This is a genomic window from Enterobacter sp. EC_50 (assembly GCF_019584525.1).
Lineage (GTDB): Bacteria > Pseudomonadota > Gammaproteobacteria > Enterobacterales > Enterobacteriaceae > Enterobacter > Enterobacter roggenkampii.
In genome coordinates this window covers 1-13,018 of sequence record NZ_VDAF01000028.1, presented here as the reverse complement: position 1 = coordinate 13,018, position 13,018 = coordinate 1, and the positions used below count along the sequence as shown (strand labels likewise).

Annotated in this window: 10 protein-coding genes; 7 read left to right on the top strand and 3 right to left on the bottom strand. The window is 57.7% G+C overall.

Translation table 11 applies throughout. The features are described from left to right. Positions 1–29: 29 nt before the first annotated feature. Together FHC48_RS19705 and ppnP are read left to right on the top strand one after the other, a co-directional pair. The gene (locus FHC48_RS19705; RefSeq protein ID WP_220418892.1) at positions 30–707 is read left to right on the top strand and encodes an AroM family protein; all 678 of its coding nucleotides are present in this window, start codon (positions 30–32) and stop codon (positions 705–707) included. Positions 708–778: 71 nt separating this feature from the next. After that, positions 779–1,066 carry a pyrimidine/purine nucleoside phosphorylase gene (gene ppnP, locus FHC48_RS19700; RefSeq protein WP_008503270.1) on the top strand — a complete coding sequence of 96 codons (288 nt, stop codon included), beginning with the start codon at positions 779–781 and terminating at the stop codon, positions 1,064–1,066. A 48-nt stretch (positions 1,067–1,114) separates the two neighbouring features. On the opposite strand, the gene rdgC is transcribed toward ppnP, so the two are convergent. Next, positions 1,115–2,029 (bottom strand): recombination-associated protein RdgC, encoded by a 915-nt coding sequence (gene rdgC / locus FHC48_RS19695; protein ID WP_008503269.1) that lies wholly within the window; start codon positions 2,027–2,029, stop codon positions 1,115–1,117. Between the two features lie 123 nt (positions 2,030–2,152). Here rdgC and mak point away from each other — a divergent pair, with 123 nt between their 5' ends. Further along, the gene (mak, locus tag FHC48_RS19690; RefSeq protein ID WP_059363687.1) at positions 2,153–3,058 is read left to right on the top strand and encodes a fructokinase; all 906 of its coding nucleotides are present in this window, start codon (positions 2,153–2,155) and stop codon (positions 3,056–3,058) included. 110 nt (positions 3,059–3,168) lie between these two features. Here mak and sbcC read toward each other — a convergent pair whose 3' ends face one another. Next, positions 3,169–6,300 carry an exonuclease subunit SbcC gene (gene sbcC, locus FHC48_RS19685; RefSeq protein WP_059363689.1) on the bottom strand — a complete coding sequence of 1,044 codons (3,132 nt, stop codon included), beginning with the start codon at positions 6,298–6,300 and terminating at the stop codon, positions 3,169–3,171. After that, a complete protein-coding gene (gene sbcD, locus FHC48_RS19680) occupies positions 6,297–7,502 on the bottom strand; it encodes an exonuclease subunit SbcD (RefSeq protein ID WP_220418891.1) in 1,206 nt (401 codons plus the stop codon). Before sbcD ends, sbcC begins: the two co-directional genes overlap by 4 nt. 187 nt (positions 7,503–7,689) lie before the next feature. On the opposite strand from sbcD, the gene phoB reads away from it, so the two are divergent. The 4 genes from phoB (at position 7,690) to proY (ending at position 12,880) form a co-directional block, all read left to right on the top strand. Continuing rightward, positions 7,690–8,379: a phosphate response regulator transcription factor PhoB gene (phoB, locus tag FHC48_RS19675; protein ID WP_008503265.1), complete on the top strand. Its 690-nt coding sequence runs from the start codon at positions 7,690–7,692 to the stop codon at positions 8,377–8,379. Positions 8,380–8,400: 21 nt separating this feature from the next. Next, a complete protein-coding gene (gene phoR, locus FHC48_RS19670) occupies positions 8,401–9,696 on the top strand; it encodes a phosphate regulon sensor histidine kinase PhoR (protein WP_045371764.1) in 1,296 nt (431 codons plus the stop codon). Positions 9,697–10,105: 409 nt separating this feature from the next. After that, entirely contained in the window at positions 10,106–11,425 is a 1,320-nt protein-coding gene (gene brnQ / locus FHC48_RS19665; RefSeq protein WP_008503262.1) for a branched-chain amino acid transporter carrier protein BrnQ, read from the top strand. 81 nt (positions 11,426–11,506) lie between these two features. Beyond that, positions 11,507–12,880 (top strand): proline-specific permease ProY, encoded by a 1,374-nt coding sequence (proY, locus tag FHC48_RS19660; RefSeq protein WP_008503261.1) that lies wholly within the window; start codon positions 11,507–11,509, stop codon positions 12,878–12,880. The last annotated feature ends 138 nt before the right edge of the window (positions 12,881–13,018 follow it).

The following is a 13,018-nucleotide window of genomic DNA, read 5'->3' as shown; positions in this document are numbered from 1 at the left end:
CGATGTTGGAGTAATGGAAGGCGATAAAGATGATGGCAACGTTGGCGATCCTCACCATTGGTGTGGTCCCTGTAAGCGAAGTGTTACCGCTCTTAACCGAGCATGTATCTGAACAACAGATTACGCATCTCAGCCTGCTGGGCAAGATGAGTCGGGAAGAGGTCATGGAGGACTACGCTGTCGAGGCGGGGGAGGATCCCCTGGCGACGTTATTAAGTGACGGTAAACTGGCGCATGTTTCCCGCCAGAAGATCGAGCGCTCGCTGCAGGGCGTAATAGAAGTGCTCGATAATCAGGGATATGACGTTATTTTGCTGATGAGCACCGCCCCCATAAAGGGACTTACGGCGCGCAATGCGATTTTGCTGGAACCGATGCGCATCATTCCGCCGCTGGTGGCCTCCATCGTGGATGGTCATCAGGTGGGGGTGATTGTCCCCATCGAGGAGCTCATGGATAACCAGGAGGCAAAATGGCACTTGCTGGAAAAAGTGCCCTTGTACGCGCTGGCCAATCCGTTCTGGGACAGCGAGGCCAAACTCATTGCGGCCGGGAAGGAACTGCTGGAAAGAGGGGCCGATGTCCTGATTCTGGACTGCCTGGGGTTCCACCAGCATCATCGTGATTTACTGCAAAAAGCGCTGGATGTGCCGGTGCTGTTATCCAACGTTCTGATGGCTCGCCTGGCCTCAGAACTGCTCATGTAATGATTTTGCGTGACAGGTGATGAGCATGGCCCCTATAGTGAATTTTTATCTAAAAATATAAGGGCCAGTTCATGCTTCAGAGTAACGAATACTTTTCCGGTAAAGTGAAATCCATTGGTTTTACCAGCAGCAGCACTGGCCGCGCCAGCGTTGGCGTCATGGCGGAAGGGGAATACACCTTCGGCACGGCGGAAGCGGAAGAGATGACGGTCGTCAGCGGGGCGCTGAACGTCTTACTGCCGGGTGAAACGGAATGGAAAGTTTACGCAGCCGGACAGGTTTTCAACGTCCCTGGCCACAGTGAGTTCCATCTGCAGGTGGCTGAACCTACCTCTTATCTGTGCCGCTACCTGAAATAAAAAATTAGCCGGGTGGCGCTAACGCTTACCCGGCCTACGGTTTGCCCGTTATCTCTGCGCTTCGCCGCCGAGACCTTCCACCAGATTCTGAATCAACGCCGCCAGCTCGCCGGTCATCAGGATGAAGTCCGCGTCAAAACGCTGGGCGTAATCTTCCCTGTCGATATCTTCGTTCTGATCGCGCAGCTCGTCGCAGAACTTCAGACGCTTCACGGAGCCGTCGTCGCACATCACGAACTGAATACGCTGCTGCCAGTCGAGCGCCAGTTTAGTGACCACTTTACCCGCTTCGATGTGGACGGCGATTTCATCGCTCACCAGATCCTGCTTCTTCGCGCGGATCACGCCGCCATCTTCCAGCAGGGCTTTCAGCTCGGCTTCATCAAGGATCTGGAAACCCTGAGCCGCAGCACCGCTGCGTACCCATTCGGTCAGCGTTAACTCAATTGGCGTTTCCAGCGCCAGCGGAACGACCGGTAACGAGCCGATGCTCTTACGCAGCAGGGCCAGCGTATCTTCTGCTTTCTTGGCGCTGGCGCAGTCCACCATGATCAGCCCGTTAACGGTGTCGATCCACATCATGGTCTGGCTGAAGCGGCTGAAGGCGCGCGGCAGCAGGGAGTGCAGTACTTCATCTTTCAGCGAATCTTTTTCGGTCTTTTTCAGCTTGCGGCCCTGTTCGGCTTCCAGCTTGAGAATTTTCGCTTCGAGTGCCTGCTTAACCACCGGCGTCGGCAGTATTTTCTCTTCTTTACGGGCGCAGACGATGATTTGACCCGTGCTGCTGGCGTGGGTCAGTGCATCGCTTTGTGAACCCATTGGCGGAACCCAACCGGTTTTCGCCATATCCTGGCTACCGCAAGGGGAAAAGGTATAAGCGGCTAACTGTTTTTCCATCTCTTCTGCACGCAGCGAAACGTCGCGGCTGAGACGGTAAACCATCAAATTTTTGAACCACAGCATGATAATTTCCACGGCCTTGTCGTTAAATCAGCGGGCATGATAACGAATTGTCGCATCGCTTGCATTGCTAATCGGGAAGCGTGCTTCTACTCTGTTGATAATCAAAATAATGAGGAGAGTCTTGTGCGTATTGGGATCGATTTGGGCGGCACCAAAACAGAAGTCATCGCACTGAGCGAGCAGGGGGAGCAGCTGTTTCGCCATCGTCTGCCAACGCCGCGCGATGATTATCACCAGACTATCGAGACGATTGCCAGGCTGGTCGAGATGGCCGAGCAGGCGACAGGGCAAACCGGCAGCGTCGGGATGGGGATACCGGGGTCGATCTCGCCGTATACCGGCGTGGTTAAAAATGCCAACTCCACCTGGCTCAACGGTCAGCCGTTTGATAAAGATTTAAGCGCGCGCCTGAAGCGGGAAGTGCGTCTGGCCAACGACGCCAACTGCCTGGCGGTCTCTGAGGCCATCGACGGCGCGGCGGCCGGTGCCCAGACCGTGTTTGCCGTGATCATCGGCACCGGCTGCGGTGCGGGCGTAGCGTTCGGCGGGCGCGCCCATACCGGCGGTAACGGCACCGCGGGCGAGTGGGGGCACAACCCGCTGCCGTGGATGGATGAAGACGAACTCAAATACCGCACCGAAGTGCCGTGCTACTGCGGAAAGCAGGGCTGTATTGAGACCTTTATCTCCGGTACCGGTTTTGCGACCGATTACCACCGCCTGAGCGGCCAGCCGCTCAAGGGCAACGAGATCATGCGTCTGGTCGAAGCGCAGGATCCGGTGGCGGAGCTGGCCCTGAGCCGCTATGAAATGCGGCTGGCGAAATCCCTGGCGCACGTGGTGAATATTCTCGATCCGGACGTAATTGTGCTGGGCGGCGGCATGAGCAACGTCGACCGGCTGTACGCCACGGTGCCGAACCTGGTGAAGCAGTGGGTCTTCGGCGGCGAGTGTGAAACGCCGATCCGCAAAGCCGTCCACGGGGACTCCAGCGGCGTGCGCGGCGCGGCGTGGCTGTGGCCAGAATAAACGGCTCTGTAAGCCCGGTAAGCGAAGCGCCACCGGGCGAATTCAGGCAGCCACAATAAAAAAGCCGGGTGGCGGCTACGCCTTACCCGGCCTACATGTGGAGTGGACCTTTACTGCACGGCAAATTCTTTATCCAGCTTGCTGTACCCCAGCCCGTTAATCTTCTTCACTTTGATCTGCACCGGAATACGCTCTTTCATCGCCTCGACGTGGCTGATCACGCCGATGGTTTTCCCGGTGGCGTTCAGCGCGTCGAGCGCATCCAGCGCCGTATCCAGCGTCTCACTGTCGAGCGTGCCGAACCCTTCATCCAGGAACAGGGAATCGATTCGCGTTTTATGACTCACCAGATCGGAAAGCGCCAGCGCCAGCGCCAGGCTGACCAGGAAGCTCTCGCCGCCGGAGAGGGTGCGGGTATCGCGGACCGCATCCGCCTGCCACGTATCCACCACTTCCAGCTCCAGCGCGTCGCTGGCCTTACGCTGCAATAAATAACGCCCGTGCAGGCGGTTAAGCTGCTGGTTAGCCAGCCAGACGAGATTGTCCAGCGTCAGCCCCTGGGCGAACTTACGGAACTTGTCGCCGGTGCTGGAGCCGATCAGCGCGTTCAGATAACCCCAGTCATCCGCCTGGCGCGCGGCCTCTTCAATTTGCTGCATCAACGCCAGCTGGTGCTGCCGGTTATCGCTGTCCTGCTTAAGCTGCTGACGGATCTCGCCCTGATGCGTGGTGTTCTCGCGCAGCTGTTGCGCCAGCTGCTGCAGCTGGCTTTGCAGCGTGGCGGCATCGGCGTCGAGCCCTTCCGGGCGCAGCGCCAGATGAGACTGCAGCTGCTGGTTAGCTTGCCCGCACAGCGCCGCGGCCTGCTGGATCTGGTTTTCCAGCGACTGTTTCAGCTGTTCAAGGTGGCGAATAGCATCGTCATCCAGCAGGGCGGCAAGAAACGCGTCCTGGTCGGCAAAGCAGCTCGCCGAGCGCGCCGCGGTGAACTGCGTCTGCGACTGCTGCAGGCGCTCTCGCTCCAGCCCTTCCTGCTGCTGTTGCGCGGTCAGCTGGCTTTGCAGCGACACGCACTCGTCGTGGATGGCGCGCCAGTTATCAGGAATAACCGGTTCGGCGTCTTCGCTGTTCGCTGCCGGAAGCGCGTCGAGCAGCGGCTTCAGGGCGTTTATGCGTTCCTGAAGCACGCCGTGCTGCGTTTGCTTCTCCTGCCACTGCGTGAATTCCGCTTCGCGGGCCTGAAGCCAGGCGGCTTCCTGACCCTCTTCAGGTGCGTTAAGCGAGAGCGCGAGCAGGGCATGTTCCAGCGCCTGCCGCGTGGCCGCCAGCTGCTGCTGATACTGCCGCTCCTGCGCGTCCTGTTCGCTCAGCTGGTTCTGCAGGGTGAGACGCTGACTGAGCTGATAAAGCTGGCGCTCGTAATGTTCCTGTTCGTTCAGCCATGGCGCGATATCGTCCTGAATATTCAAGGTAATGTTCAGGGACGTGCAGGCCGCCACCCACTCTTTAGTGAGCGCTTGCTCTTCCTGAGAAAGCGTCTGCGCGTCGTCTGTCTCGCGCTGGATCTGCTGAGTCAGGGCATTGACCTGTCCCAGCACCAGCAGGCCTTCCTCTTTAAGGGCGGCGACCTCTTTTTCCAGGGCATCACGGCGGCGCTGGTTATCCGTCAGCTCAAGTGACTGATATTGCTCAACGGCGGGATGTTCACAGGAACCGCACAGCGGGCAGGGTTTGCCCGCCTCAAGCCGGGAGCGGTAATGCTCCAGCTTCTTAATTGTTGCTTCGGTTTCGCACAGAGCTTTCAGGTCGAGATAGTGCTGGTTTTTCTCTTTGTACTGCTGGCGGCGCAGCGTCAGCGTTTCATTGAGTTTATTTTGTTCGGCCTGCGCCTTCTGCACGCTTTCACCGCTCTGGCGCAGGCGCTTTTGCAGCGGCTGATAGCGGGCATGCAGCGACGTCAGCTGCTGGCGCAGCGTGCGGGACCTGGACTGCTGCTCCATGGCCGCGCTGACCTCATCCGCCGTCAGCGTCAGCGCGTTTTCCGGCATCGCAGCCAGCCTTTTGCGTAATTCACCTATCCGCGCAGCAAGCGAGGCTAACTGCGTTTTATCGCGGTTAAGCTGAGAGAACTGGGCGCGCCAGCCTGCAATCTCCTGGCCTAACAGACGATAGCGCTCGTGCTCCGCCAGCCACTGCGCCAGCGCCGTCAGTTCGGTCTGAAGCAGCTCGTGGTTACGCAGGGCGGTATTGCGAATACGTGAACGCAGCGCGGTTCTGGCTTGTAAGCGAGTATTTACTTCGATAATTCGCTGCTGCGTTTGCGCCAGACGCGCGGTTTGTTCCTGCTGATGCTCCCAGAGCGGGCGAAGCTGGGCGGCGGGCAGAGCAAGCTGGAGTTTTGCCAGCTCAGGCGCAGCGTCCGTCAGCGCCTGTTGCGCCTGCTGCTGCATTGCGGCGACGCGCTGTTGCTCGCGCACGAGCTCATCATGGCGCGTAAGCCACTGAAAATGTTTCTGTTGGTTTTGCTGCTGTTCCAGCAGGGTTTTCTCTGCGTCAGTAAGTGCCTGCAAACTTTGCTGTAACTGCTGCTGTTGTTCTTCGCTCAACAGCACGACGCCCGCCGCCTGCGCCTCGCACTTTTCAAGCACGCTGCGGGCCGCTTTGTGTTTCTCAAACACCATGGCGGAAATCTGACCGTAGATTTCGGTGCCGGTCAGCTCTTCCAGCAGCTCGGCGCGATCGCTCGGTTTGGCATTAAGGAAGGCGGCAAACTGCCCCTGAGAGAGCAGCATCGAGCGGGTAAAGCGCCCGTAGTCCAGCCCGGTGAGCGCGGCGGTTTGCTCCAGCTTATCCGTCACTTTGTCGGCCAGAATTTTGCCATCTTCGCAGCGCGCCAGCTCCACGCGCGGCGCCTGCAGGTTACCGTCCGGCTGGTTGCGCGCCCGGTTCTGGCTCCAGAAGGCGCGATAGGCGGTGCCTTTTACCTCGAACTCCACTTCCGCCAGACATTCGGCGGTGTCGCGGGTCATCAGGTCATTTTGCGCCTGGGAGACTTTATTCAGGCGCGGCGTTTCGTGATAAAGCGCCAGACAGATGGCGTCGAGCAGGGTGGTTTTACCTGCCCCGGTCGCGCCGGTGATGGCAAACAGCCCGTTGCTGGCAAACGGCTCAGCGGTAAAGTCAATTTTCCACTCGCCCTTGAGGGAGTTGAGATTTTTCAGGCGCAGGCTCAAAATTTTCACGCGTTTTCTTCCTCATCATTGAGCGCATGCAGGGTATGGCTGAACAGTTCGCTGAGCCTTGCGCGCTTCGCATCGTCAATCTCCTCCTGTGAGAGCCTGCGTTCAAATACCTCTTCGACCCCCAGTTCACTGAGCGTTTCGCGTTGAGCGCTTAGCAGAATTTTCTCGCGCTGCTCGCGGCTGCGGCGCACCAGCAAGACCTCTACCGGCAGGTCTTCGGTCAGCGCCTGGATTTTCCGCTGCATATCGTGCAGGTAGTCGTCGGTGGTGATTTCGATGTCCAGCCAGATGGGGGGATCTTGCTCGACGCCGCGCCACTGCTCCAGCTGGGCGGTGATGGCATCGAGATCGCCTTTCAGCACCGCCAGCGGTTGAGTTACGGGCACCTCCAGCGTGTCGACGGCGCTGAGTTTTCCGTCGGAGAAGGTCACCAGATGTACGGATTTGGCTTTGCCCGTTTCGTCAAAGCTGAGCGAAAGGGGCGAGCCGCAGTAGCGGATGTGCTCGCAGCCGCCGACGATCTGCACCCGGTGGATGTGTCCGAGCGCAATGTAGTCGGCTGGCGGGAAGTGCTGCGCCGGAAAGGCATCCAGCGTGCCGATATAGATGTCACGCACGGCGTCACTTTTACTGGCCCCGACGGTGGTGAGGTGCCCGGTCGCAATCACCGGAATCGGCTGATCACCGCGCAGGGCACAGGCTTCGGCGTGCTGCTGGCGGTAATAATCGGCGATCGCCTGTAACAAATGCTGCTGCTTTTCCGCGCCCGACAGCCCCGCCTGGCTTTGCACGATGTCGCGCGGACGCAAAAAGGGAATCGGACACAGTACCGCCCCGGGCGACCCGTCGCGCTTTTTCAGGATCTGCGGGGCGTGCCCGGCGCTGGCGACGACGGTGGTATTGAGAAACGCCAGGATGTCGCGGGATTCGTTAAGCGTCGCGACGGAATCATGGTTGCCGGCGACAATCACCAGATGACAGCCGGTTTGCTGCAGATTCACCACGAAGCGGTTGTACAGCTCACGCGCATAGCTCGGCGGCGAGCCGGTATCAAAAATATCTCCCGCCACGATAATCGCGTCCACCTCATGCGTCCGGGCCGTTTCCAGCAGCCAGTTCAGGAACGCTTCATGTTCAGCCGCACGGCTTTTGCTGTAAAAATTTTGACCCAGATGCCAGTCCGAGGTGTGAAGTATGCGCATAGCTGATCCGTGGCAAAAAAGAGAAAGCAGGATTATAAACGTTCAGAGAAGGGAAAATAACCGCTGTAATAAAACAACAGTTTGCCATTTATAGTGGTACTGTTTTTCATAAATCTGTCATAAATCTGACGCATAATGGCGCCGAATTACAAACTTGTAACGTAAATAAGATAAGACAGGGCAAAGTATGGCGAGACGTATTCTGGTCGTAGAAGATGAAGCTCCAATTCGTGAAATGGTGTGCTTCGTGCTCGAGCAAAACGGCTTCCAGCCGGTTGAAGCGGAAGATTATGACAGCGCAGTGAACCAGCTGAATGAACCCTGGCCCGATCTGATTCTGCTGGACTGGATGCTGCCCGGCGGCTCCGGACTGCAGTTTATCAAACACCTGAAGCGTGAAGCGCTGACCCGCGACATCCCGGTTGTGATGCTTACGGCGCGTGGAGAAGAAGAGGATCGCGTGCGCGGTCTGGAGACCGGCGCGGACGATTACATAACCAAACCGTTCTCCCCCAAAGAGCTGGTGGCCCGCATTAAAGCCGTGATGCGCCGTATTTCGCCGATGGCGGTGGAAGAGGTGATTGAGATGCAGGGGCTGAGCCTTGATCCGACTTCTCACCGCGTGATGACCGGTGAAAATCCCCTCGACATGGGGCCTACCGAATTTAAACTTCTGCACTTCTTTATGACCCACCCGGAACGCGTGTACAGCCGCGAGCAGTTGCTGAATAACGTCTGGGGAACTAACGTGTATGTCGAAGACCGGACGGTTGACGTACATATCCGCCGCCTGCGAAAAGCGCTGGAACTGAGCGGCCACGATCGCATGGTGCAGACGGTCCGCGGCACGGGTTATCGTTTTTCTACCCGTTTCTGAACAATGACAGGAGTGTGACGCGTGCTGGAACGTCTGTCATGGAAAAGGCTCGTCTTTGAACTGATCTTATGCTGTATTCCGGCCTTCATTCTGGGGGCCTTTCTTGGACATCTGCCGTGGTTTCTGCTGGCGTCGGTCACCGGGCTGCTGATCTGGCATTTCTGGAACCTGCTGCGCCTCTCCTGGTGGCTGTGGGTTGACCGAAGCATGACGCCGCCGCCCGGAAGCGGCAGCTGGGAGCCGCTGCTGTACGGTCTGCACCAGATGCAGATGCGAAATAAAAAGCGCCGCCGCGAGCTGGGAAGCCTGATTAAGCGTTTTCGCAGCGGTGCGGAGTCGCTACCGGATGCGGTCATTCTGACCACCGAAGAAGGGACGATCTTCTGGTGTAACGGCCTGGCGCAGCAGCTGCTGGGCCTGCGCTGGCCGGACGATAATGGCCAGAATATCCTCAACCTTCTGCGTTATCCCGAGTTTACGCTGTACCTGAAAAAGCGTGATTTTACCCGTCCGCACAATCTCAAGCTCAATAACGGTCGCCATCTGGAGATCCGCGTGATGCCCTACAGCGATAAGCAGTGGCTGATGGTGGCGCGCGATGTCACCCAGATGCACCAGCTGGAAGGGGCGCGCCGCAACTTCTTCGCCAACGTCAGTCACGAATTGCGTACCCCGCTGACCGTGCTTCAGGGCTACCTGGAGATGATGCAGGAGCAAACGCTGGAAGGTGCGCCGCGTGAAAAAGCGCTGCACACCATGCGCGAGCAAACGCACCGGATGGAAGGCCTGGTGAAGCAGCTGCTGACGCTCTCGAAGATTGAAGCGGCACCCACGCTCGCGCTGAATGACACCATCGATGTGCCGATGATGCTGCGAGTCGTGGAGCGTGAAGCGCAGACGTTAAGCCACAAAAAGCATCACCTGACCTTTGAGGTCGACAACACGCTAAAGGTGCTGGGCAGCGAAGATGAACTGCGTAGCGCTATCTCAAACCTGGTGTATAACGCGGTAAACCATACGCCGGAAGGAACGGAGATCGTGGTGCGCTGGCAGCATATCCCAACGGGGGCCGAGTTTAGCGTGGAGGACAACGGGCCGGGGATCGCGCCGGAGCATATTCCGCGTCTGACCGAGCGCTTCTATCGCGTGGATAAAGCGCGATCGCGGCAGACGGGCGGAAGCGGCCTGGGGCTGGCGATTGTGAAACACGCGGTGAATCACCATGAAAGCCGTCTCGATATTCAGAGTACTCTGGGTAAAGGAACCCGCTTCAGCTTCGTGATCCCGGAACGATTAATTGCCAAAAAGATCGCCTGACGGCAGGTGTGTCATTTTACCTTTCCACGGGTCAGCCATCGCTGGCCCGTTTGCTTTGCAGTCAAGCGAAACGCGTGTGAATTTTATACGGCTGGCTGTTTTTTGTTCGCATGATTAGCCATGGGTTTTTCTTATAATTAGCGTATTGTGCTGGAGTATATTTTCATGCTGGCATATTGTTCTGGTTTTGCGATCCCACCTTGCCTTTAAACGTTATAAGCGTTTAAATTGCCCCCCAGATACTGTCAGACCGACTGTATTTGCGTGGTAAATCGAAAAACTATTCTTCTCCACGCCAGGACGGGAGCATATCCCGCTAAAATTGAGCAAATTTTCGGCTGTATCGTCCCGTCAGGGGCAGCGAAAATCTCAATGTTTTCAACACCACATCCACAGGCAGTAAGGTTTTATGACCCATCACTTAAAATCGCGTGACATTATCGCGCTGGGCTTTATGACATTTGCGCTGTTCGTTGGCGCAGGCAACATCATTTTCCCTCCAATGGTTGGCTTACAGGCGGGTGAACACGTCTGGACCGCCGCGTTTGGTTTCCTGATTACTGCCGTGGGTCTGCCGGTGCTGACCGTCATCGCGCTGGCGAAAGTCGGCGGCGGTGTGGATAGCCTCAGCACCCCGATTGGCAAAGTGGCGGGCGTTCTGCTGGCAACCGTATGCTATCTGGCCGTGGGTCCGCTGTTTGCCACCCCGCGTACCGCGACCGTTTCCTTTGAAGTGGGTATTGCTCCGCTGACCGGTGACGGCGCGATGCCGCTGTTCATCTACAGCCTGATCTACTTCGCTATCGTGATTCTGGTTTCCCTCTATCCGGGCAAGCTGCTGGATACCGTGGGTAACTTCCTGGCTCCGCTGAAAATTGTGGCGCTGATTGTTCTGGCGGTGGCGGCTATCGTCTGGCCTGCAGGCCCGATTAGCGACGCGATGGACGCCTATAAAAACGCCGCGTTCTCTAACGGCTTTGTGAACGGCTACCTGACGATGGATACGCTGGGCGCGATGGTGTTTGGTATTGTTATCGTTAACGCCGCGCGTTCCCGCGGTGTGACCGAAGCGCGTCTGCTGACCCGCTACACCATCTGGGCTGGCCTGATGGCCGGTGTAGGCCTGACGCTGCTGTATCTGGCGCTGTTCCGCCTGGGCTCCGATAGCGCGATGCTGGTCGATCAAAACGCGAATGGTGCGGCTATCCTGCACGCCTACGTCCAGCACACCTTCGGTGGTGCAGGCAGTATGCTGCTGGCGGCGCTCATCTTCCTGGCCTGCCTGGTTACCGCGGTTGGCCTGACCTGCGCCTGTGCTGAGTTCTTTGCGCAGTACCTGCCGCTCTCTTACCGCACCCTGGTGTTTATCCTTGGTATCTTCTCCATGGCGGTATCCAACCTCGGTCTGAGCCACCTGATTCAGGTCTCTATTCCGGTACTGACGGCGATCTATCCGCCGTGCATCGTGCTGGTGGTGCTGAGCTTCACCCGCCCGTGGTGGAACAACTCCTCACGAATTATTGCGCCAGCCATGTTTATCAGCCTGATTTTTGGTATCCTTGACGGGATTAAAGCATCAGCGTTCGCTGAAATTCTGCCAGCCTGGACACAGCGTCTGCCGCTGTCCGAGCAGGGCCTGGCCTGGCTGATGCCTACCGTTGTTGCACTGGTTCTGGCGGTTATCTGGGACCGTGCTGCAGGGCGTCAGGTCGCATCGAACGCCCATTAATCAACGGCAACAAACTGTTTAACCACGGGGCTTAAGGCCCCGTGGTTTTTTGTTTTTTTCGTGTTGAATGGCAAGATTTAAATGGAAAGCACTAACAAACTTAAACGTGGATTGAGCACGCGCCACATCCGCTTTATGGCGCTGGGCTCTGCTATTGGCACCGGTCTTTTTTATGGCTCGGCAGATGCCATCAAAATGGCCGGTCCAAGCGTGCTGCTGGCGTACATCATCGGCGGCGTGGCGGCGTATATCATCATGCGCGCCCTCGGCGAAATGTCGGTTCATAACCCCTCCGCCAGCTCCTTCTCGCGCTACGCGCAGGAAAACCTCGGCCCGCTGGCCGGGTTTATCACCGGCTGGACCTACTGCTTCGAAATCCTGATCGTGGCAATAGCCGACGTGACGGCGTTTGGCATCTATATGGGCGTCTGGTTCCCGGCGGTGCCGCACTGGATTTGGGTGCTGAGCGTGGTGCTGATCATTTGCGCCGTCAACCTGATGAGCGTGAAGGTGTTCGGCGAGCTGGAGTTCTGGTTCTCCTTCTTCAAGGTCGCCACCATTATCATCATGATTGTGGCCGGTTTCGGGATCATTATCTGGGGGATTGGCAACGGCGGGCAGCCGACCGGGATCCATAACCTCTGGAGCAACGGTGGCTTCTTCAGCAACGGCTGGCTCGGCATGGTGATGTCCCTGCAGATGGTGATGTTCGCCTACGGCGGTATCGAGATTATCGGTATTACCGCTGGTGAAGCGAAAGACCCGGAGAAATCCATTCCGCGCGCCATCAACTCGGTGCCGATGCGTATTCTGGTGTTTTATGTGGGTACGCTGTTTGTGATCATGTCCATCTACCCGTGGAATCAGGTGGGTACCAACGGTAGCCCGTTTGTCCTGACCTTCCAGCATATGGGCATTGCCTTTGCGGCTAGCATTCTGAACTTTGTGGTGCTGACCGCGTCGCTTTCGGCGATCAACAGTGACGTCTTTGGCGTGGGGCGTATGCTGCACGGCATGGCGGAGCAGGGCAGCGCGCCGAAGGTGTTCGCCAAAACCTCGCGCCGCGGCACGCCGTGGGTGACCGTTGTGGTGATGACCGTGGCGCTGCTGTTCTCGGTTTATCTGAACTACATCATGCCGGAGAACGTCTTCCTGGTGATTGCATCCCTGGCGACCTTCGCGACGGTGTGGGTGTGGATCATGATCCTGCTGTCGCAGATTGCCTTCCGCCGTCGCCTGTCGCCGGATGAGGCGAAAGCGCTGAAGTTCAAAGTACCGGGCGGCGTTGCGACGACCGTCGTCGGGCTGATCTTCCTGGTGTTTATCATTGGCCTGATTGGCTACCATCCGGACACCCGCATTTCGCTCTACGTGGGCTGCGCGTGGATCGTGCTGCTGCTGGTGGGCTGGGTGTTCAAATGCCGCCGCGACCGTCAGCTGGCGGAAGCGCAGTAAGGTAAAAATGCCGGGTGGCGCTGCTGTATGACCGGATACATAGGTGACAGATCAGACCGGGAACATAGGTAACACTTTTACTCTATCCGCACCACACTCTGGGTTTTTCGGTCGTAGTACGCAAGCGTTATTCCGTTG